The sequence below is a fragment of the Streptoalloteichus hindustanus genome, from assembly GCF_900129375.1.
Lineage (GTDB): Bacteria > Actinomycetota > Actinomycetes > Mycobacteriales > Pseudonocardiaceae > Streptoalloteichus > Streptoalloteichus hindustanus.
The window spans coordinates 60,834-81,125 of sequence record NZ_FQVN01000011.1; the positions used below are offsets into that span (position 1 = coordinate 60,834).

The 20,292-nt window shown below is 69.4% G+C and carries 18 protein-coding genes; 7 read left to right on the forward strand and 11 right to left on the reverse strand.

Annotation, left to right across the window (positions count from 1 at the left end; translation table 11 throughout):
* Positions 1-717: 717 nt before the first annotated feature.
* Positions 718-1,281, reverse strand: a complete 564-nt coding sequence (locus tag BUE43_RS26985) for a PadR family transcriptional regulator (protein ID WP_073488646.1) — start codon at positions 1,279-1,281, stop codon at positions 718-720.
* A gap of 133 nt (positions 1,282-1,414) precedes the next feature.
* On the opposite strand from BUE43_RS26985, the gene BUE43_RS26990 reads away from it, so the two are divergent.
* On the forward strand, positions 1,415-2,788 hold the full coding sequence (locus BUE43_RS26990; RefSeq protein WP_073488648.1) for a carotenoid oxygenase family protein: 1,374 nt from the start codon (positions 1,415-1,417) through the stop codon (positions 2,786-2,788).
* Positions 2,789-2,817: 29 nt separating this feature from the next.
* The gene (locus BUE43_RS26995; RefSeq protein ID WP_234995948.1) at positions 2,818-3,510 is read left to right on the forward strand and encodes a VC0807 family protein; all 693 of its coding nucleotides are present in this window, start codon (positions 2,818-2,820) and stop codon (positions 3,508-3,510) included.
* A gap of 94 nt (positions 3,511-3,604) precedes the next feature.
* Here the strand turns inward: BUE43_RS26995 and BUE43_RS27000 are convergent, their stop codons facing one another.
* Positions 3,605-3,793, reverse strand: a complete 189-nt coding sequence (locus tag BUE43_RS27000) for a hypothetical protein (protein WP_143174411.1) — start codon at positions 3,791-3,793, stop codon at positions 3,605-3,607.
* A gap of 222 nt (positions 3,794-4,015) precedes the next feature.
* On the opposite strand from BUE43_RS27000, the gene BUE43_RS27005 reads away from it, so the two are divergent.
* Entirely contained in the window at positions 4,016-4,720 is a 705-nt protein-coding gene (locus BUE43_RS27005) for a (2Fe-2S)-binding protein (protein ID WP_073488653.1), read from the forward strand.
* 38 nt (positions 4,721-4,758) lie between these two features.
* On the opposite strand, the gene cas6e is transcribed toward BUE43_RS27005, so the two are convergent.
* Genes cas6e through BUE43_RS27035 form a run of 6 tightly spaced genes read right to left on the reverse strand, consistent with a single transcriptional unit; the run spans position 4,759 to position 12,002 of the window.
* Positions 4,759-5,436 (reverse strand): type I-E CRISPR-associated protein Cas6/Cse3/CasE, encoded by a 678-nt coding sequence (gene cas6e, locus BUE43_RS27010; RefSeq protein ID WP_073488655.1) that lies wholly within the window; start codon positions 5,434-5,436, stop codon positions 4,759-4,761.
* Positions 5,427-6,176: a type I-E CRISPR-associated protein Cas5/CasD gene (cas5e, locus tag BUE43_RS27015; RefSeq protein ID WP_143174412.1), complete on the reverse strand. Its 750-nt coding sequence runs from the start codon at positions 6,174-6,176 to the stop codon at positions 5,427-5,429. The genes cas6e and cas5e overlap by 10 nt, the downstream gene beginning before the upstream one ends.
* 5 nt (positions 6,177-6,181) lie before the next feature.
* A complete protein-coding gene (gene cas7e / locus BUE43_RS27020; RefSeq protein WP_073488750.1) occupies positions 6,182-7,342 on the reverse strand; it encodes a type I-E CRISPR-associated protein Cas7/Cse4/CasC in 1,161 nt (386 codons plus the stop codon).
* A 15-nt stretch (positions 7,343-7,357) separates the two neighbouring features.
* Positions 7,358-7,999 carry a type I-E CRISPR-associated protein Cse2/CasB gene (casB, locus tag BUE43_RS27025; RefSeq protein WP_234995949.1) on the reverse strand — a complete coding sequence of 214 codons (642 nt, stop codon included), beginning with the start codon at positions 7,997-7,999 and terminating at the stop codon, positions 7,358-7,360.
* Positions 7,996-9,576 carry a type I-E CRISPR-associated protein Cse1/CasA gene (gene casA / locus BUE43_RS27030; RefSeq protein ID WP_073488755.1) on the reverse strand — a complete coding sequence of 527 codons (1,581 nt, stop codon included), beginning with the start codon at positions 9,574-9,576 and terminating at the stop codon, positions 7,996-7,998. Before casA ends, casB begins: the two co-directional genes overlap by 4 nt.
* A gap of 11 nt (positions 9,577-9,587) precedes the next feature.
* Positions 9,588-12,002 (reverse strand): CRISPR-associated helicase/endonuclease Cas3, encoded by a 2,415-nt coding sequence (locus tag BUE43_RS27035; protein WP_073488656.1) that lies wholly within the window; start codon positions 12,000-12,002, stop codon positions 9,588-9,590.
* Positions 12,003-12,245: 243 nt separating this feature from the next.
* Between BUE43_RS27035 and BUE43_RS27040 the strand changes: the two genes are divergently transcribed.
* Positions 12,246-12,662, forward strand: a complete 417-nt coding sequence (locus BUE43_RS27040) for an OsmC family protein (protein ID WP_073488757.1) — start codon at positions 12,246-12,248, stop codon at positions 12,660-12,662.
* A gap of 173 nt (positions 12,663-12,835) precedes the next feature.
* Here the strand turns inward: BUE43_RS27040 and BUE43_RS27045 are convergent, their stop codons facing one another.
* Complete coding sequence (locus BUE43_RS27045; protein ID WP_083960206.1) at positions 12,836-13,855, reverse strand: sigma-70 family RNA polymerase sigma factor; 1,020 nt, start codon at positions 13,853-13,855, stop codon at positions 12,836-12,838.
* A gap of 157 nt (positions 13,856-14,012) precedes the next feature.
* Complete coding sequence (locus BUE43_RS27050) at positions 14,013-14,591, reverse strand: snapalysin family zinc-dependent metalloprotease (RefSeq protein ID WP_073488657.1); 579 nt, start codon at positions 14,589-14,591, stop codon at positions 14,013-14,015.
* A 325-nt stretch (positions 14,592-14,916) separates the two neighbouring features.
* On the opposite strand from BUE43_RS27050, the gene BUE43_RS27055 reads away from it, so the two are divergent.
* The 3 genes from BUE43_RS27055 (at position 14,917) to BUE43_RS27065 (ending at position 19,608) form a co-directional block, all read left to right on the forward strand.
* The gene (locus tag BUE43_RS27055) at positions 14,917-15,399 is read left to right on the forward strand and encodes a phosphatase domain-containing protein (protein WP_073488658.1); all 483 of its coding nucleotides are present in this window, start codon (positions 14,917-14,919) and stop codon (positions 15,397-15,399) included.
* 1,151 nt (positions 15,400-16,550) lie between these two features.
* Positions 16,551-18,323 (forward strand): HEAT repeat domain-containing protein, encoded by a 1,773-nt coding sequence (locus BUE43_RS34400; protein ID WP_073488659.1) that lies wholly within the window; start codon positions 16,551-16,553, stop codon positions 18,321-18,323.
* Positions 18,324-18,426: 103 nt separating this feature from the next.
* On the forward strand, positions 18,427-19,608 hold the full coding sequence (locus BUE43_RS27065) for a zinc-dependent alcohol dehydrogenase (protein WP_073488660.1): 1,182 nt from the start codon (positions 18,427-18,429) through the stop codon (positions 19,606-19,608).
* Between the two features lie 11 nt (positions 19,609-19,619).
* Here the strand turns inward: BUE43_RS27065 and BUE43_RS27070 are convergent, their stop codons facing one another.
* The gene (locus BUE43_RS27070) at positions 19,620-20,240 is read right to left on the reverse strand and encodes a class I SAM-dependent methyltransferase (protein ID WP_234995950.1); all 621 of its coding nucleotides are present in this window, start codon (positions 20,238-20,240) and stop codon (positions 19,620-19,622) included.
* Between the last annotated feature and the right edge of the window lie 52 nt (positions 20,241-20,292).

Below are 20,292 nucleotides of genomic sequence, written 5' to 3' on the forward strand. Positions count from 1 at the left end.
CGTGCCCGTGGCTGTGACTGTGTCCATGCCCGTGGTTGTGCTTGTGGGTCTGACTGTGCCCGTGTCCGTGGTTCTGGCCGTGACCGTGGGATCGCTCCCGCCGTCCGCCCACGTCGTCCTCCACCTGACTCGACGATCGACACCGCGACGGGCCCTCAGCCGCCCCGCGCACCCCCGCAGCTTATATGCACGTATCGCAATGTGTTCAACCCCCGATCGCCGGCCAGCCCGCCGGACGAGCCGCGAACCCGCCGAACGGCGGGTCGCGTCCCGCCGAACACCAGGCGAAGGCGCGACTGATCAGACCAGAGCGTATCCGTCCACTGAGGACAGATGAGCGCGGGCACACCGAGGCCCGCGCGAACGCGCAGGTCAACGAGAGGCGGCAGCCAGCGACGGGGCGCCGACCCGCCCAACCCATAACCCGTTCGGCGGATCTTCCGCCCCTGCCACCCCGAAGGGCGACCCTCCCGGCCCGAAACTGTCAGACCCCCATGAGACGGTAAAAATGGGGGTTCCCCCAAGAACACAGGGGTCACAGAACTTCTGGGGTGTGCCCGACAGGAGGGTCAGACCACCCCGACTCCTCCACTCAACAAAGGCCGTACTGGCGTGGTTCACGTTCGCCGTGAACCACACCCCGACCGGGGGCGCGCACTTGGCTCACCACCACACCAGACGCGCGGAGAACGGCCGTGCGCGCGAGCACCCCCGCCGTCAGCCCGTCTCCCGCTTCGCGGCCTCAGCTGCGGCCTCGGCCTCGTCGACCTGGGCCAACGCCCACTCGGCCCACTCCCGCTGGGTCTGGAAACTGCGCTTGCCGTACTCGGCGGCGAACAGGCCGAACCAGCGCCCCTTCCTCTCCCGGCGCAGGGCCTCGATGCGGTCGAGCGACTCGCCGATCCTGGCCAGCTCCCGGTCCGCCTCCTCGATCCACTCCCGGAGCAGGCCGCGGATCTCGTCGTTGTCCAGTGTGGACAGAAAGAACATCCGCAGCACGGTTTCGTTGCGCACCACGGCTTCCTTGGCCGGGGCCAACAGCCAGTCCCGCAGCTCAGTCCGGCCCGCGTCGGTGATCGCGTAGGTGCGCCGCCCCCGCGCGCCCTCCTCGACCACCGAGATCAGACCTTCCCCGGCGAGCCGGTTCAGCTCGGGGTAGATCTGGCTGTGCCGGGCGTGCCAGGCGTACTTCTGCAACGAGACCTCGAACTTGCGGGTCAGGTCGTACCCGCTGGCCGGTTGGTCGGCGAGCAACCCGAGCAAAGCGTGGCGCAGTGACATGCGACAAACCTCCCGTTCCGCACCTTACCCCTCAGGAGCGACACGTACGAACTGACACGTCCAGTGTTGACACGTCAGTTTCAACATGTCACTCTCGCACTGCCAACCGGCCGATCACCTTCCTGGGGACCACATGACCGAGAGCGCCAACGGAGCCGTCCGCCTGGACGGTCACCTGGAGCCCGTTCCGGACGAGATCGACGCCGTCAACCTGCCGGTGACGGGCGTGCTGCCACCCGAGCTGACCGGCAGGTACCTGCGCAACGGACCCAACCCGCTGCCCGGCGAGACCTCGTCGCACGGGTTCCTGGGGCACGGGATGATCCACGGCGTCCGGCTCCGGGACGGCCGCGCGGAGTGGTACCGGAACCGCTGGGTCCGGACCGGCCGCCTCGCCGGCGACCCGTTCGTCCGCCCGGACGGCACCCGGGACCTCGCCGCCGTGGCGGCCAACACCCACGTGATCGAGCACTCCGGCCGCCTGCTCGCGCTCGTGGAGAGCGGCTTCCCCCACGCGCTGACCCCCGACCTCGACACGCTGGGGCCGTGCGACTTCGGCGGCCGGCTGACCACCGCGATGACCGCACACCCGAAGGAGGACCCGGACACCGGGGAGCTGTTCTTCTTCGGCTACGGCATCCGCCCGCCGTACCTGACCTACCACCGCCTCTCCGCCGACGGCGAGCTGGTCCACAGCGCCGAGGTGGACGTGCCGGGGCCGACGATGGTCCACGACTTCGCGATCACCCGGAACCACCTGGTGTGGCTGGACCTGCCGGTCGTCTTCGACGGCGAGCTCCTCGGGCGCGGCATGCCGTTCCGGTGGGACGACGGCTACGGCGCGCGGCTCGGCGTGATGCCCCGCAACGGCGGCGCCGTGCGGTGGTTCGAGATCGAGCCGTGCTACGTGTTCCACGTCGGCAACGCGTGGGAGGACGAGGCCGGCCGGATCGTGGTCGACGGCGTGCGCTACTCGCCCGCCGCGTGGGACCGGATCTGGTCGGCCATCGGTGGGGTGACGTCCGGCGCCGGCGCCCCCGTCGCGGCGGCCGCGGCCCAGGGCGGGACCTGCCTGTACCGCTGGGTGCTGGACCCGGCGACCGGCCGGGCGCGCGAGGAGCAGCTCGACGACCGCTGGGTCGAGTTCCCGACCCTCAACGACGACCTCGTCGGCCGGGGCAACCGGTACCTCTACGCGGTCGTGGACGACTCCGCGGCGGGTCGGACCGGCGCGGTCGTCAAGTACGACTTGCGGGGCGGAGCCACGCAGACGCACGAGCTCGGTGGTGACCGGGTCTCCGGCGAAGCGGTGTTCGTCCCCGCCGCCGACGGGCGGGCGGAGGACGAGGGTTGGCTCCTCTCCATCGTCTCCGACCGCGCCGGCACCGGCTCCGACCTGCTGGTGCTCGACGCGACTGATCTGTCGGCGCCACCCGTCGCGAGCGTGCACCTGCCCCGCCGCGTGCCCTCCGGTTTCCACGGCTCGTGGATCCCCGACGCCCACTGACCCCACCCGAAACCAGGGAGACAACGCTCGTGATCGACCACCTCGACCGCACGCGGCGACAGGGATCCGCCACGGCGGAAGGCGCGCACGCCGCCCCGACCACCGGCGCTCTGGGGATGTTCCGGACCATGCTCTACGACGTCGGCCTGGCCGTCGTCGCCTACTACGGCTTCCGCATGCTCGGGTTCGACGAGCACATGTCGTTGCTCGCCGGAACCGTGGCCGCCGGCCTGCGCGTGCTCTACGTGGCGCTGCGGCGTCGGAGCCTCGACGTGTTCGCCGGCTTCCTGCTCACCGTCTTCGGCGTCGGACTGGTGTTGTCGTTCGTGACCGGCGACGACAAGTTCCTCCTGGTCAAGGACTCCTTCGGCACCATCGTGGCCGGGCTGCTGTTCCTGGGCAGCTGCTTCGTCGGCCGACCGCTGATCTTCCACGCGGCGAAGCGGCTGCGGGCGCAGACCCCGGAGCAGGCGGCGGAGTGGGACGGCCGGTGGGCCAACGAGCCGGCCTTCCGCCGCACCTTCCTCGTCCTGTCCGCCGGCTGGGGGCTCGGGCTGCTGGTCGAGGCCCTCGTCCGCATCCCGCTCGTCTACACCCTGTCCACCGACGTCATGGCCGGACTGTCCCACGTGCTGTTCATCGCGGTGATGGCCCTGCTGTTCGTGTGGAACGTCTGGTACATCCGGCGCGTCCAGGCCAGGGTCGCGGCGAAGGGCCACTGACCAGGGGGAACCGGGGAAGGTCGGCTCCTGCCCAGGGGGAGGCACGGCTGGGGACCGTGCGGGGGCAGGAGCCGACCCCCGTTTGCGACAAGGTTCAGACCGGCTGGGCGACGCGCTCCCCGCGCGCACCAGCCGACGCCTCGGCGGCACGCATCCACACCGGCGCCCCGCACTGCCGTCGCCACGTCCCGAGGTGCACCCACTCCCGACCCCACCCGTGGCTGACCAGGACCGTCGGGCGGAGGCAGTGCGGACACGGCTGCGGCGTCGAGTCCACGGACATCACGATCACTCCCCGCGCCGGATGGCCCCCAACCTCGGTGTTGGACCCCGGCAACAGGGCCTGCGACCATCTGGCTCGGCATACAGGAGCCCCCGCGCCGACCTGGAAATACGCCCCAGCCGGTCCGCGCACCGCTCGCGCCTCTTCTCTCACCGAGCGTGAACGGCGTGACCTTGACTGCCAACCGCTGTGAGCTCCGCACGGAAGCTGTGGAATGTCCCCATGCGCGACAGCGGGACGTGGTTGAGCCGGTGTTCGGAGGTCCTACCCCGCCCCGTGGCGGCCCCCGGCCCCGACCACATCCTGGTCGACTGGCGCGAGTACTGCGACCCGGCCGTGCGGTGGCTGCGAGCCTGCGTCGAGGAGTGGCAGGAGCGCGGGCAGTTCCGTCACCACCGGGCCGGCACTGTGCTCGTGGCGTTCCGCGCGGGCTGGCTGGCGACCTCGGCGACCGTGCCCGAGTACCACCTCGGCGCGCCTCTCCCCTCCCTCGCCGGCGCACGCGCCGTCCTCGACTCCGAGGGGCGCCTGATGCACCTGTCACTCTCCGGCAGCGACCAGGTTCTCTCCGACGCTGACGCCTCCGCCGACGCCTGGTGGTCCGAACTGCACCAGTTCTTCGCTCCCCTGGCCGAGGGACTCGCCGCCGTCGGCGGCCCGCCAGCCGACAGCGACCAGTACTGGGGCAACCCCGTCGGTCTGGTAGGCGAGGTGCTCCGCCGCGTCGCCACCCTGGGCGCCCCCGGCGATGTGCGAGCGAGCGCCCACCGCCTCCGCGCCGCATCCGGACGCGAGCACCTGCTCGTCCTCCGGAACCACCCCGACGGCTCCTGGTCCCGTCGCCGCACCTGCTGCCAGTGGTGGCGACGCGACGGCGGCTACTGCACGGACTGCGTCCTCCACGACTCCCCCGTTCGCGCCCGCTGACGTGCTGTCGTCAGCGGGCACGAACAGAAGATGAACGCTTACTGCGTCCTTGCGAGGCTGAGAAGCCCACAGCCATAAGCCTTCGCCCGACCGACTCCGTCGCGAAGGGCGGCGGAGAAGGCGTCCGGATCGGTGACGATCAGACGACCGTCGAAGCGCACGGGCTCGATCGTGATCTGATTTCCGCTCGTCTGCCGGATACGCCCGCGCAGAGGACGGCATGGCGAGGGCGCGAGGTCCGGTTGCCCGTTGGTGGCGAGCGGGATGACGAAACCGTGCCGCTCGCCCTGCCTGGCCAACCACTCGATCTGCTTCTCCGGCTTGCGGTGCGGAACGCGCATCGCACGCACCTCACCGTCAGGCAAGGGGTCACTCTTGATGGCGCGGGTCGCGTTGGCCACCAACCGGAACGCGAACCTTCGCCCGGCGGTGACAGCGTCGAGCACCGGCTGGATACTCCGGATCTCGGCTGGTTGAGCCAGATACCCGGCGGGGAGTCGTCCCCAGTCGGGTTGAGTGTGGCTCTGCACGTACAGGAGGAACCCGGACTGCGTTCCGTCCAGGCGCCACAGGACACCATGGCTCAACCGCGCGGGATTTTCGCTTGTCACCTCGGGAAAACCGGACATCACGGTGCGGTGCATGTCGTGCACGTCGGCGAAGTCCCGGCGGAACTCGCGCGAGGTGACGTTCACCGTGAGTTTCGTCAGGAACATGCCGGCTCTCCCGTGGGGATCAGCTCCTCGGTCAGGGACACCTCGGCGCGACGCACCGCTCGGAAGCGGTACCTCCGCTGCTGCCGCGCGAAGGAAATGGGCACATCCCGCCGCACCTCAGCGTCGGGATGCTGCGGCTCGCACTCGACGAGCGTTCGCAGTGCCACCGCCTCGTCCTTCCTGGCCTTCTCCCGTTCCCTCGCCCAACACTCAGCCCGGGTCTCCAGCCAGGGGTGCGTCCGCAACACCTCGTCCAGCTCCTGGTCGACCACTCCCAGCGCGCTCACAGCGTTGTCCCCCGCTCGCACGAGAGGCCGCGCGGGCACGAACGCCTTGCGGCCGAAGAACAACGGCCACTTCGGCTGGAGTACCGCCGTCTGCAACCTCACCAGCAGATCCCGGTCTTCTCCTTCCAGCACAACGAGAAACAGCGCGTCGGAGAGGTAGTACCGCTGGCTGACCACCGTGCGGTGATTGCTCCCCTCGGTGTTCGGGACGTTCTGTGTCGTGTGGTAGTCCCGTTCGAGAAGCCCCTCCCGGTCGACCCGGACCCCGAGGCGAAGCGCCGCCAGCTTGGCGATGTTCTCCTCATCGTCGCGGGCTACACCGAGTGCCGAGGCCAGCAGCCCGACCACCCCGGACTTCGTGGGTTCGGTAGCCGTGTCGCGGATGGTGAACCGCGAGGCGAGGCCCCAGGACTGCATGGGCGCGTCGAAGCAGAGCGCCAGTGAACTCACCACCGCCGTCACGCCTTCGTCGACGCCAACACCCTGGCGATGAAGTCGTCCAGGTTCGACGCGACGTCGACGTTGTCCAGAGAGGACAGATCCCCGGCCAGCGAGGCAGCGGTCACCGACCGGATCTGCGAGTCGCCGTAGAAGCCACGAATCCGCTCGAAGTGCTCAGCGAGCCGCGCGGTCGACGTCGCCATCAGGTCGGAACCCGTGACAGGGCGCAGGAACGCGTTGGCCAGGTTCCACGCACCGCGCTCACGCACCACGCCCAGCAACGTCTCGGGCAGGGTCAGGGCAGCCATGGAGTTCTGCTTGCCACCCGGCACCGCGTGCACGAAGGCGGACAGCCAGGCACGGGCTCCACGCGTGACCAAGTCGAGATCACCGTCAAGGTTCGCCGCGAGCTGCGCCAGGTTCAGGTTGGCGTAGCGGTAGTAGCACGCCGCGTTGAAGTCGACCGTGCCGATCATGTCAGCGCCGGACTCGTCGTCAGGCTTCAGGTCGTCGACAGCGGTGTAGTAGTCGAACTCGTTGGCGACCGCGTGCGTGGAGATCGCGTGCGCCACCTGGGACGCCGCATCGACGTTGAAGTCCTTGTTGTCAGCGATCATCCGCCCGAACATCGCCACGTCCACGGCGCGCCGGGCGTCGAGAATCCGCTTTGCCTTTTCCTCGGTGACCTTATCCGGCTTGGCCTTCTTCGCCTTGTCCTTCGTGGACTTCTCGCCGTCCTCGGTTTCCCCCTTCTTCCCCCGCTTCTTGTTCGCCGTCGCAAGGAGCGCGTCCCAGTTCTCGGCACAGAAGTCCGCCAGCAGCTCGACCGCCTGCCGCCCCACGAACAACAGGTACTCAGTGAGCTTCGTGTTCTTGTCGATGCCGAATCCCAGCGCTGCCAGGCCGGCCTCCGCAACGGCCACGGCGTCGTCGGAGTGCTTACCACGCTCCGCGAGCACCTTCGCGGCCTCCGTGAGCAGACGCTTGGTCCGCACCCCGGTCTCCGCGGTGTCGAGTCCATGCTGGTCAAACAACAACCGCGCGGCCCGCTTGAGCGACTGGCTGGAGATCCGCGCACGTGTGCAACCGCCGAACGTCGCAGTCTTGGGCTGACCGACGTCGTCCCGGTTCAGGTTGCTGACGGGAAACGACTGAAGAAGGTGAAGCTCGATGATCACGTTGTACTCCACTGCTTATGCATCGATCTCGTCGGCGCTCGTCGGTTCGGCTACGTCGTCAGGAGTGGGTGGATACTCGCCGTTTTCCCTTCGTGGCCGATAGAACTCCCGCGCCCAACGAAGACGCACACGTCGTGCGCTGCTCTCCGTGGAGTACTGCCCCCGCAAGGCCACCAGGTCGTCCACGAGTATCTGGTAGTCCAGTTCGATATTCCCACTTCGCAGCAGTCGCACCGCCTGGCGGAAATAGTGAGGGAAGGCGTCGCGACTCACTGAGATGAGTTGGGTGAAGCGACGCTTCACCGGTTCGCGAATGGGCATGCCGGGCGGTGTCGCGAGCGCACCCATCGCGGCACCCAACGAGTGTTCCACCTTGGGCCGGCCATGTGGGTTGAGCGCGAACGCTCCAGCGACCAGGACCCAGACGTCCTCCTCCTGAGGCGGCGGATCGTGGCTGAACACGACATCGTACGCCTCAGTCTCTTGTCCCGCGAAGCTCCGCCGAAGCTGCGCAAGAACACGTCGTGACTCCGCGACTCGTCGAGGGTCAGAGGACGACAATCCGGCATGCAGCCGATACAGGTATTTGACGAACGCTCTCCGCAGCTTCTTCAGATCTTCCGCGGACGAGAGGTCAACCTGGTCGTGAGCCGTCACTGTGCTCCCTCCGCTGCGGTGAAGCCCGCGATGCTGGCGTGAAAACGCTTCAGCAGCCAGGACAGCCGGCCGGTGAAGTTTCCGAGGTGTTCTGCCGCCGCCAGCAGGGAACGTTCCCGACGAGGGGTTCCGTCAGCCCACTGGATCGCCGCGACCCTCGCGACCCGGCCGACGGCGCGCGCCCACACCTCGGCGGCCGGAGTCTCGCTCCTTCTCTCCTCCATGGCTTCCCCCAACGACGAGAGGAAGACCGCGAACGGCGCTGTCAGCTTCGGCCAGTACGCCAGTTCGAGATCGGACGACGGGTCGGCGCTGAGCTCGGCATGGTAGTCGCGTTCCATCTTCCGAAGCGCGCTTCCCACCTCGTCCGCGAGGAACACGGCGTGACCGATGATTCGACCTGCCCGGTCATGCTCCGCCCGGAGCAGCGAGACCGGAGCGGGAACCGTCTCCTCCAGCCAGCGCTCGACCACCGCACCCTTCTTGTTCAACTGCTGGCCGAACACCCGAATCGTGTACACAGTGGACTCGGGGATAATCCCCTGCTCAACCATGCCGGCGACATGCTCCAGCGGCTCAGGGCGCCGACGCACGTTGGTTCTGGCCAACAGCAGCTCCTGGCTGTGCCGCCAGACGCCACGAAGCGCCTCCAGTTGCACGGCCTGCCATGGCCCGTAGCTCGTAAACGGCTTCTGCCCACGTTTTGACACTCTTGTCGCCGTACGCCCGAAGGCGGCCATCAGCTCCACGTCCGAGAGATCCGCGCGCAGCCTGGTTCCCGGCGTGATCACGACTCCATCGACCATGTTGTCCGCGGTCCGCGACAACAGGACCCGCCTGGAGGGCCAGGTCAGGAGGTCCGTCCATCCGCGTGGAGTGCGTACCTGGGGCTGGGGAACCGGGGGTTTGCGCTCCCAGGCCGGCGCGTCCTCGGCGGTCGTCATCGACGGCTCTTCGGACTTCGGGTTGTAGACCGGCATGTTGAGCAACAGCGTCTGCTTCAAGGAGTCGCCTTCCACGAGCACACACCCGAAGAAGTTGCAGGGCGCTCGCTCCGACGACTTCTCCTTCAGGAACGGCGTCTTCAGCCCGCCCGGGTCGTAGGCGTGCAGCGTCACCAACCAACGCGCCGCCTCGCCCGGCTCCAGCAGGGAACGGTCGCTCGCCAAGGTCTGGTCGAAGAGCGTGGCGTTGTTCCCCGAGGACCGGTAGGCGACGAGCTTGGCCGGTGTGGAGTAGCCACAGACGACGAGGTCCGGACACTGAAGGAACGGGCGCTCCGGATGGAACAGATCGAAGTGGTCGGCGTACTCCTCCAGGTATTCCTCAAGAGGCTCAACGGGGAACGCGTCGTCCTTCCACAACTGCTTCCACGCCTCTCGGCTCGGAGGCCCGTACACGCGGTGGGCCATGGCCAGCACGATGCGATGGAGAGCGGCAGTCACCGCCGGTGCTTCGGCAAGAATCCGCCGCAGTTCGTGTGCGCGGCGGAGGACATCGATCAGGCTAACCGCATCGTCGTTCCCATCGAGGTCCACGACCGGAATCCACGGCTTTCTGGCCAGGTTGAACTCCAACGCCCCTCCCTTCACCGCTTACCCGACCTCGATCGAGTGTGCCGTGCACCCTTCGATCGCTCCGTGAGCCGACGGAGGCTCTGATCATCCGAGGGTTGAGGAAGGTACACGATACGGGCTTTGTACTCCATACCTTCGAGCGCGAGGTTCCGCCGGTCCTCGTTGTCCTGCCAGGCTTCCTCCCACCCCTCGGGGCAGACAATGAGGTCCTTGGGGTCGTAGACGGCATCGACCAGTTCAGCGACCTCGTCAGGTGAACGGATCTCCGACCGCTCACGGAGAAGTGCCCAGGTACGCGTCAACGTCGACCGCAGATACACGCTCAGCGTGTACGGGGGGAACGTCGGTCCGGCTGCCTTCTCCCCGACTCCGGTGATCGCGAGGACTGGAGTTTCCTCGCGTTTCCGGTGCCTGTGCAGCCGTCCCATCCGCTGGACCATGCTGTCGACCGGTGCGAGGTCGCTGACCATCACGTCGAAGTCCAGATCCAGACTCTGCTCCAGGACTTGCGTACCCACGACGACGGCGCGCTTCGGCCGGGTTCCGTTCTTGCCGAACGCCTCGCGCAGTCGCTTCTCGACCTTCTGCCGGTCTGCGGTCTCCATCTCGCCGGTGATCCAGATCAGCTCCGGACGCTCGTCCTCCGGTAGCTGCTCTACCGCCTTTTCCAACTTCTCGTAGGTCTCGTGAACGCGGCTCTTCAGATTGTGGATGATGGCAGCGCAACCACCGGCGTCGATCTGCTCCAACACCCACGACACCACGTCGTCGTCACCAAGCCTGATCAGCCGGACAACGCGGTTCGCATTCAACTCGGAGACACCAACCTCGACCAGCTCCTCCACCAGAGTCACCTCGTCGCCTTCCCGATCCGCCCAAGTCACGCGTGGGTACCCGGGCGCGGTGAGCGGAGTCGAGACCTGTTCAGGACGGAGGCGCAACGCACCAGCACGCCAGCACTGGACCAGCTTCGACCTCCGGTGCTCCGGAAGTGTGGCAGACAGCAGGATCACCGGGACCTCGAACCGGCCGAGCCACCACAACAGCCGGTCCAACAAGGTGGACATGTACCGGTCGTACGCGTGCACCTCATCGAGGATGACGACCTTGTTGGACAGAGCGGCCATTCGCACAAAAACGTGCGGCGCGCGAATCGCCGCCATCAGCGCCTGGTCCCAGGTTCCCACACCGACCGAGGCGAGCAGGGCTCGCTTCAGCGTGAACCACTCGCGCGCGGCGGCGTCTCCATCCCCTTCCCCGTCGGAATCGACGTTGCAGGGTTGGAGATCCTTCTTCCTCCGCTCCTCCTCGGCCTTCGGCTCCTGCCCCACCAGGTACTCGTCGGCGGCTCCGTGCAGCAGTCGAACCCGGAGTGGGTCAGGCTGACCGGCAAGGAACTCGGCGCTCTCGGTGAAGATCTGGTTGGCGGTGGCCCTGGTGGGCAGTCCGAAGTAGAACCCGGCCAACCCCAGTTGCCGGACGAACGTCGCGGCAGCCTGGAGCGCCACCTTGGTCTTGCCCTCACCGGTCGGCGCCTCGACGATCAGCAGACCCGGCCGGCTTTTCCCACTCGTCACCTTCTCGACGGCTACCTGCACCGGACGGGGTTCGACATCGGGAAACAACGTCTGGAAACGCGTGTCCGCCGGCGGCTTCCATGGTGACCACTCACGGCGGTCGACAGCGTCCTGAGCAACCTTCTTGGTCTCGGCAGCGTAGGACTCCAGATCAACGCCGGCACCGGCGTACTTGTCCTCGCAGCGTGCCGACGCGATCCAGTCGCTGACCGAGGTGAGACCAGCCAGCCCAATCGAGCCCACCAGTCCCAACCGCACCTCGTTCCACGGCAGGGACGCCGGGTTCGGAAGGCCCCGCAAGCGGCACAGCTCGTCAACGAGGGCGTCACACCAGTCAGCCCACTTCTGGCCGCCGTGGTGCCCCACCGCTGCCCTGGCCTCGCGCACCTCGTCGTCGTAGGGGATCGTCCCGTGATGGCCGCCGAGTACCCATGCGATGGCATGGGCCGCCTCCCAGCTTGCACCCCACCTCTTCAGGAGGCGGTCCATGTGGACGGCCGTGAGCAGCCCATGGGGAGTGTCCGTGCGCCCCACGTCCTTGAAGCGACTCAGTCGCCGGATGTCCTCAGCCGCGTGGTCACCGAGCAGGTCCAGGGCGAGGTCGGCCCGCAGCCCCTGGAACGCCGGAGAGCACTTGCCCAGGTCATGAAGTCCACACAACACTGCGACCCAGGCGACCGGATCCCCCAACCCTTTAAAGGCCGCCTCCAGCTCCTCCCGGCAGCGCGGGCCGAGCATGAGCGGGTACAGCAGCTCAGCGACGGCCGCGGTGTCGAGGGCGTGACACAGCAGAGGGTGCGGGGTGTTCGACTTCCCCGCCTTGCCCCAGAAAGCCCGCAGGTCGGGCATTGCAGAAGTTCTCTGAGTATTCACCAGGCACACCTGGCCACAGCACCAACCTCTTCCTCGGTGCCCTGCCTCGGGGCACCCGGAGCGACACCAAACCACTACCCCCCGACAGAAGTGGATCAGTCGGCTGAAGCGGGGCGAACATCCACCCGATCAGAGCAGCGGCCGGGCAGGGGAAGAAGGAGGTGCTGTGGGATGTTGCGCGTACATGCAGGTGGTCAGGCGGACGAAGGGCAGGACGGGATGAACCCCTCGCCAGTGGTCGTGCGGCGTGATGCGCAGGGCTCGTTCACCGCGGTCAACGCGCGTGGGGCGGAGGTGAGCATCGGCCGCGCCAGTGAGGGGCAGGCGTTCTCACCTGTCGAGTTGTTGATGGCCGCCATCGGCGCCTGCGCGGGGCTGAGCGCCGAGCGAGTGATCGCGCGCCGGCTCGGTGAGGACGCCCCGGTCACGCTGCACGTCACGGCTGACAAGGACGACGAGGCCAACCGGTTGAGCCGGGTTCGGGTGTCCCTCGACCTCGATCTGTCCGATCTGGACGAAACCGAGCGGGAAACGCTGGCGGAGACGGTCGCGAGGGCGGTCGAGCGCGCCTGCACGGTGAGCCGAACGGTGGAGCCTCCCGGCGTTGCCGTCGACCTGACTCCGGCAGGCGAGTGACAGCTTCTCTTGAAAACAACTACCTGAGCGAGCCGGAGAGAGTAACTACTCCTGAATATGTTGTCCCGGTCGCAACCGTGGCCACCACCGCAGAAAACCCTCCCCTGGGTGATCTCGTAAAAGCACCCCGGGGAGGGCTTGGGAAAACTCCGTGGTTTCCCAGGTCGGGAAGCTCAGCCGGCCCATTCTGCGAGTTCGACGTTGCGTTCGTGTTGGCGGAGCTGTGCGAGCGCCTGCTTTTCGAGCTGGCGGACCCGCTCTCGGGTCAGGCCCACGTGCTCGCCCACCTCCTGCAGCGTCCACGGGCGCCCGTTGTGCAGGCCGTAGCGGAGACTGAGGATCATCGCCTCGCGCGGCGGCAGGGTGTCGATCAACGCGCGCAGGGCGCGGGCCAGCGCCTGGAACTCCACGACGTCGGCCGCCTGGAGCACCTCGGTGTCCTCGATCAGGTCGGACACCCGGGTGTCCCCGTCGTCGCCGACCGGCGTGTCCAGGCTGATCGCGTGCCGGGCGACGCGGCGCAGCTCCTCGACCCGCTCCGGCGTCAGCCCGCTGGCCTCGGCGACCTCCTCCACCGTGGGGTCCCGGTCCATGCGCAGCCGCAGCTCCCGCTCCCGGCGGCCGACCCTGGCCAGGTCCTCCACCACGTGGACGGGCAGTCGGATGCTACGGGTCTGCTCGGCCAGGCCCCGCTCGATGGACTGGCGGATCCACCACACCGCGTAGGTCGAGAACTTGTACCCCTTGGCGTAGTCGAACTTCTCGACCGCGCGGATCAGGCCGAGGTTGCCCTCCTGGATCAGGTCGAGGAAGGGCAGGCCCCTGCCGAAGTACTTCTTCGCCGTCGCCACCACCAGGCGCAGGTTCGCCCGCACCATGTGGTCCTTGGCGGAGCGGCCGTCCTCGGCCACCCCGGCGTAGCCGGCGCGCTCGTCCGGGGTCAGTTCGCGCTCGCCCTCGTCGGCCTGGCGAAGCAGTTCCGCGGCGTAGACCCCGGCCTCGATCCGTCTGGCGAGATCGACCTCGTCCGGCGCGGTCAACAGCGGGGTCGCCGAGATCTGGGACAGGTACTGCCGGACGAGATCGGTGTCGTTCTCGGGACCGGCGGGCTCCGACCGTCCCGCCGGGGTCGCCGTGCGCAGCACCGCGCTCACCTCCCGCGCCGCCACCGGCGCGCGTCGTGTCCGAGTCAACCGTGTCTGGGGTACCCCTTTCCGGACAACGCACGCATGGAAGATCCGAATTCCGTGATCCTCGCCCGGATCGCGCACCCAGGTCGGCTGACGGACACGCACGAGGAAGGAGCCCCGGAGACCGGGGCTCCTTCTCACCGCGTGACGGGCGGGGATGTCAGGCGTGGACGAGGGAGCGGTCGTAGACCGTCACGTCCTCGACCGGCGCGGTGCGGGCGGTCAGGGCGCCGAAGCCGCCGCCGAAGAGCTGGTTGACGCGCGCGGCCTCCTGGTTGTTCGGGTAGGGGTTCCGGCAGGACGTGCCGGCGCTGCCGCCCGACATCAGGTACGAGCAGACACCGTTGTAGTTGTCCGGCAGCCCGAGGCCGTGCCCGATCTCGTGGGCCACGATCCGCAGCGCGTTGTGGCCGGCGGCGATGTCGTTGGTGTCGATGTAGATCCTGGCGCAGCCCAGCCCGCACGGATAGGCGCGCGAACCGCCGCCGGTGGTGGCGTAGATCCGGATCGTGGCGTTGCCGCCCCGCGCCAATCGGAGGTTGGGCGCCGCGGAACTCCAAATCCGGGCGGCCTGGTCCGCCTCGGCGGAATACGCGGAGGCGCTGTAGTAAACGGTGCGGGCGTACGCCTGCGCCGGAGCGGCCGACGCGGCCACCTCGGTGGAAAACTGCAGGCCGAACAGGGTGAGCGCGAGGGCGAACGGCCCGACGAGCGCGCGCAGGAATTTCCGGACAGACACGCGACTTCTCCTTGCGCTGCAGGGGGAAACGATGCGGGAGAGAAACGACGCGGACTCCGTTTTTCGTCGTTACTGGGAGCATAAGCGAACGCGCATGTTTCCTGAAGGCCGCACACCATAAGACATTGTCATAATGACATGGGTCGATGTCCGGAATTCGAACGTTCTCCGGGGGCGCCCGCCGGTCGCCGACTCGGATGCGACCGGGGCCGGGCGGGGCGAGACTGGATCAACCGGACGAGACGACAGGTGGTGCGATGAGTCCTCGCCGAACGGGGCCCCGTTCGGGGCGGCCCTGCCTCGCCCGACCCGGGAAGTCTCGCTGATGTCGACGCCCCGTTCCCTCGCGGTGCTGGACATTGACGGCGTCGTCGCGGACGCGCGTCACCGCCTGCACCTGCTCGCCGGGGAACCCCGACACGTCGACTGGGTGCGCTTCTTCCACGCCGCCGCCCGCGACCCGCTCCTCGCGGAGGGCCACGCCCTCGCCCACCGGCTCGCCGTCGACCACGAGATCGTGTGGTTGACGGGACGACCGGACTACGTCCGCGACCTCACCACCCGCTGGCTGGCCAAACACGACCTGCCCAGCGGCCCCCTGCTGATGCAGCCCGAGGCGGACCACCGTCCCGCCCGGCTGGTGAAACTCGACCACCTGCGAGAACTCGCCCAACGCCGCCGCATCGGCGTCGTGGTCGACGACGACCCCCGCGTCGTCGCACTGCTCCGCGCCGAAGGGCTGCCGGTCCACCCGGCGACGTGGTCGCCGTGGTCACCGGCCTTCCCACCGCAGGAGCCCGACTCCTGAGCCGTGTTTCCCACGCACATGGCCAGCGTGACCAGACCGGGTCCCAGCAGGACAAGCGATCTTGCCCTACCGGGTCGCCACCGCCCGGCACCGCTTCAACTGGTGGAACTCCCTCCACCACCTTGCGCCGCCGGAAGACCGTCAGGTCGAAGACGGATGAGCGTTCACCCACCCGACCCGGTGGACCTTCTGGTCATCCCGCTCCGGGCTCGTCGCCCGGATCCGTGTTTTCCAAGCACATGACCTGCGTGACCAGGGTCGACACCGGCTCCGGCAGAACGGGCGATCTTGCCCTACCGGGTCGCCACCGCCCGAGACTGCTTCAACCGGTGACAACAGCGCCCCACTACCTTGCGCCGCTGGTCGAGACTGGGTCGAGACGAATGGCCGCCCACCCGTCCGACTCCGATGGCGTCCTAGGTGAGCCAGCGGATCTCGCGATGGGCACCACGAACCAGCTGATCACGCTCTCGGTCGGTTCCGGGTCCGGTTGACCACGACGATCCACTAGCCCTGCGACGGCCGAGGTAGGTCGTTGTCGTGGTGTTCGCCTGGGGCATGTCGACAACTGCGCGATGTTCGTGCGGGTCCTGGCCGGCATCCGCATTCCCGGCTGGTTGGGGACGCCGGCACACCCGATCGGGCGGGGTGATCGCGGACAGGGGTTACTCCCGTTGCGCGGTTGGAAGTTGCTGCGGCGGCCGGATATCCAGGCCACGACCCCCGAACGGGTCGACCAGAAGGGTCACCGGGTGCGACAGACGCGAGGAGTGCCCTCGCGGAAGCTGGCAAGATCACCGGAGCTGGGCCACGAGATCACCGATCCGTCGCCGGCACGTCGTGGCGACGACAGCGCGTGCCCGTCGCAGCGCGGGGACGGCGTTGTCGGTCGGCCGGTCCGCCCCGGTCGGCTGCGGTGTTGCGCGAACGGCTCACCAGCCGGGTTCAGCGCGCGACGGACGTCTGGGCCAGAACACCCCTACCGGCTGACGGGAGCGGTCCGATCGAGGGATCACCAGGGTGTGGTCCGGGGATTGGGCCCGGGACGACGGACAATCGCGGTGCGGCCTGGCCGACCTCGCACGGTCCACAGCGGGGGTGGCGGCGTGGGACGTCACAGCCGTCGCCCCTTCGGCGCGAAGGAGCTGTCGATGGGGATTCTGGGACGACTGCTGTCACCGAACATCGGCAAGCTGCGGCGTGCCGGCGACCTGCCCTCCCTGGTCGCCGCCCTCGGTCCCCCGCACGAGCGGAACGTGCGACGCGAGGCCGCCTTCGCCCTGGGCGAGCTCAACGATCCCCGGGCGCTGGAACCGCTGGTCGCCGCGCTGGAGGACCCCGCGCTCGACGTCAGGGTCGCCGCGGTGAAGGCGCTCGGCGAGATCCCCGACCCCCGCGCGGTCGAGGCGCTGCCCGCGCTGCTCGACAGCGTCGTGGCCGAACGCCAGCGGTGGGTCGCGGAGATGAGCTCGGAGCGGCACCAGAAGGAGATGCGGGACGGCCGCCGGGTCAGCTACGACCCGGAGCGGGACGCCGCCGACGTCGACCTCCAGATCGCGAACCTGTGCCAGGGCGTGGTCGAGCTGGCCGCCAGGGCGGGCGGCCCGCTCGCTCCGCACGTGGTGATGCGCGTGTTCGTCGACCGCGACGACCTGGACCCCCGGTGCGTCGAGATCCTGCACGAGCTCAAGGCGGTCCGCCAGCTCGTCGAGGCCGCGCAGTACTGGGGCGACGTCGGCGCGGTCGCGCGGTTGGGCGAGTTCGTCGAGGACGAGCGGGCGTGGCGGGTGCTCGTCGAGTCGTTCCGCCGGGGCGCTCCGGCGCCGCGTCGGCTCAGCGCCGTCACCGCGCTGCGCCAGGCCCGTCATCCGCGGAAGGCGGCGCTGCTGGTCACCGCGCTCCACCGCGAGCTGGCGCGGCGGGTGGCCGGCGACTGGCTCGGCTACGACAGCCGAGGTCAGGAGCTGTCGGTCGACGTGGTGCTCGGACTCGTCGAGGCGTTGGGCGAACTCGGCGACCCCGCCGCGACCGAGCCGCTGGCGCGGCTGCTCCACCTCCGCGATCCCCGGATCGCGGCCGAGGGCCGGCGGCGGGTCGTCCTGCGCGCCGTCGAGGCGCTCGGTCACATCGACGACCCCGCCGTCGTGGACGTCCTCGTCGGCGCGACGCGGCACGAGGACCCGGAGGTCGCGGTCCTGGGAGTGCGGGTGCTGGGCAATCGTGGCGCCCCCGCCCCCGCCCCCGCCACCGCCACCGTCGACCTGTTGACGTCGATCCTGGCCTCGGCGACACCTCCGGTCGCCGCCGAGGCGGCCCTCTTCCTGCGGCGGCGCGCGCAGGCCGGCGAGCCCGAGGCCCTGGACGCGCTCGTCGCGGCGCTGTCCCTGCCCGCCGACCACGTCGTGGACGCCGCGGCCGCCGCGCTGGACGGCATCCCCGCCGAGCGGGTCACCCCCGTGATCATGAACGCGCTGCTGGGCGCGTGCCCGCGGTCCCGGTCGGCCATCACCACCGCCCTGCCCCTGGTGGGCCCCACCCGGCTCCGCCCGCTCGTCGCGCTGGTCGAGGGGCTGGCCGAGTCGGACAGCGCCGAGGTCGACCCGCACGACTGGATCCAGAACCGGGTGCGGCCCCGCCTGAAGGAAGCCCTGTGCCAACACGCGTCGGAGCTCCCGGCCGAGGACCTGCGCTACTTCGCCCAGCTACCGCCGGTCACCACCTCGCGGCGCGGCACCGAGCTGCTGGAGGCCGGCGACGACGAGCTGGGCATCCCGCCCACCTGGGCGCGCGCGACCGACACCGCCGACTGGGAGCCGGTGCCGCAACTCGCCGCGACCGAGCTGGCCGGACGCGGAGCCGGCGGCGGCACCGTCGACGGCAGCCTGCACCAGGACGTTCGCAGCGGCTCCATCCGCGTCGACTGACCTGGCACGGGGTCGCTCCCGTTTCGACCCCCGCGCCACGGGTAGCCCCGAACCGACCGCACCCCGGTCGGGGGCCGGCGCGTGGACCGGAAGGAGCTCCGGGATGAAGGCAGTGGTGTGGCACGGCAAGCGCGACGTGCGGGTCGACACCGTCCCCGATCCGGCCATCCGCGACCCCCACGACGCCGTCGTCCGCGTCACCACGACCGGCATCTGCGGTTCGGACCTCCACCTCTACGAGGTGCTCGGCCCCTTCATGGGCGAAGGCGACGTCCTCGGACACGAGGCGATGGGGATCGTGGAGGAGGTCGGGCCGGCGATCTCCGGGCTGCGCACCGGGGACCGCGTCGTGATCCCGTTCCAGGTCGCCTGCGGTCACTGCTTCATGTGCACGCGCGGCCTGCCCACCCAGTGCGAGACGACCCAGGTGCGCGAACAGGGCACGGGGGCGGCGTTGTTCGGCTACAGCAAGCTCTACGGGGAGGTCCCCGGCGGGCAGGCCGAGTACGTGCGGGTGCCCCAGGCGCAGTTCACCACCATCAAGGTGCCCGACGGCCCGCCCGACGACCGGTTCGTCTACCTCTCCGACGTCCTGCCGACCGCGTGGCAGGCCGTGGAGTACGCCGCGGTTCCTCAGGGCGGGACGCTGGTGGTGCTGGGCCTGGGCCCCATCGGCGACATGTCCGCCCGGGTGGCGCTGCACCGCGGGGCCGCGCGCGTCATCGGCGTCGACCTGGTCCCCGAACGCCTCGACCGCGCCCGCCGCCGCGGCGTCGAGGCCCTCGACCTGCGCGAACACGACGACATCGCCGACACGATCCGCGGCATGACCGACGGGCGCGGCCCCGACTCGGTGATCGACGCCGTCGGCATGGAGGCCCACGGCTCGCCCGTCGGCCGGCTCGCCCAGCAGATGGCCGGCCTGCTCCCCGACGCCCTCGCCCGGCCGCTCATCCGCAAGGCGGGCGTCGACCGCCTGGCCGCGCTCCACCTCGCGATCGACGTCGTCCGGAGGGGCGGCACCGTCTCCCTGATCGGCGTCTACGGCGGCATGTCCGACCCGCTGCCGATGCTCACCCTCTTCGACAAGCAGATCCAGCTCCGGATGGGCCAGGCGAACGTCAAGACCTACGTCGACGACATCCTGCCCCTGCTGACCGACGACGACCCCCTCGGCGTGGACGACTTCGCCACCCACCACCTCCCCCTCGACGACGCCCGCCACGCCTACGAGATCTTCCAACGCAAACAGGACGGCGCCGTCAAGATCCTCCTCAACCCCTGACCCGTCGGGCGTCAGTTGGGCGGCTGGGCGCGGCGGGGGCGGCGGGGGCGGCGGCAGGCGTAGGTGAAGGCCGGGGGCAGGTTGTTCCAGACCACGCGGGTGATCAGGACCTCGTCGAAGGCGGCGCGGAGGGCCCGGCGGAACGACCGCGCCGGAGCGAGCGGAAGCGCGTGGAGGTAGGCGAAGGTCGTGAAGACCCCATCGGGCGCGAGCGCTGAGGTGACCTTCGCCAGGATGGTGCTCTGCTGCTCCGGGGTGAACACGGCCCAGGGAAGGCCGCTGACGACGGCATTGACGGCGGGGATCCCGCGCGCGGAGAGGACCTCGTCCAGCGCGGCGGCGTCGGCCCGCACGACGTCGACCGTCGGGAAGCGGACCTGGAGGTAGCTGACCATCGCAGGGTCCACGTCGAGGGCCACGGAGGTGCCGCCGCGGGGTATGCGGTCGACGATCGCCTGGGTCACGGCCCCGGTACCCGCGCCGAGCTCCACGACCACCGGAGCGCCGACGGAGGGGACGACGGTGGCCAACTGCCGGCCCAGTGCCGGCGAGCTGGGCGCGACGCTGCCCATGGTCCGCGGGCTGCGGGCCACGGCGGTGAGGTAGGCGAGGGTTTCACGGCGGACGTTCACCAGCTCGACGGTGCCGGGCGGAGCACGGGCGCCGCTTCCTGCACGAGGGCGC

What these genes read in the sequence shown, in the direction of transcription:
- BUE43_RS26985 (WP_073488646.1), bottom strand. Translation starts at nt 1,281, where the DNA reads ATGTCACTGCGCCACGCTTTGCTCGGGTTGCTCGCCGACCAACCGGCC.
- BUE43_RS26990 (WP_073488648.1), top strand. Translation starts at nt 1,415, where the DNA reads ATGACCGAGAGCGCCAACGGAGCCGTCCGCCTGGACGGTCACCTGGAG.
- BUE43_RS27000 (WP_143174411.1), bottom strand. Translation starts at nt 3,793, where the DNA reads ATGTCCGTGGACTCGACGCCGCAGCCGTGTCCGCACTGCCTCCGCCCG.
- BUE43_RS27005 (WP_073488653.1), top strand. Translation starts at nt 4,016, where the DNA reads ATGCGCGACAGCGGGACGTGGTTGAGCCGGTGTTCGGAGGTCCTACCC.
- cas6e (WP_073488655.1), bottom strand. Translation starts at nt 5,436, where the DNA reads ATGTTCCTGACGAAACTCACGGTGAACGTCACCTCGCGCGAGTTCCGC.
- BUE43_RS27035 (WP_073488656.1), bottom strand. Translation starts at nt 12,002, where the DNA reads ATGCCCGACCTGCGGGCTTTCTGGGGCAAGGCGGGGAAGTCGAACACC.
- BUE43_RS27040 (WP_073488757.1), top strand. Translation starts at nt 12,246, where the DNA reads ATGAACCCCTCGCCAGTGGTCGTGCGGCGTGATGCGCAGGGCTCGTTC.
- BUE43_RS27055 (WP_073488658.1), top strand. Translation starts at nt 14,917, where the DNA reads ATGTCGACGCCCCGTTCCCTCGCGGTGCTGGACATTGACGGCGTCGTC.
- BUE43_RS34400 (WP_073488659.1), top strand. Translation starts at nt 16,551, where the DNA reads ATGGGGATTCTGGGACGACTGCTGTCACCGAACATCGGCAAGCTGCGG.
- BUE43_RS27065 (WP_073488660.1), top strand. Translation starts at nt 18,427, where the DNA reads ATGAAGGCAGTGGTGTGGCACGGCAAGCGCGACGTGCGGGTCGACACC.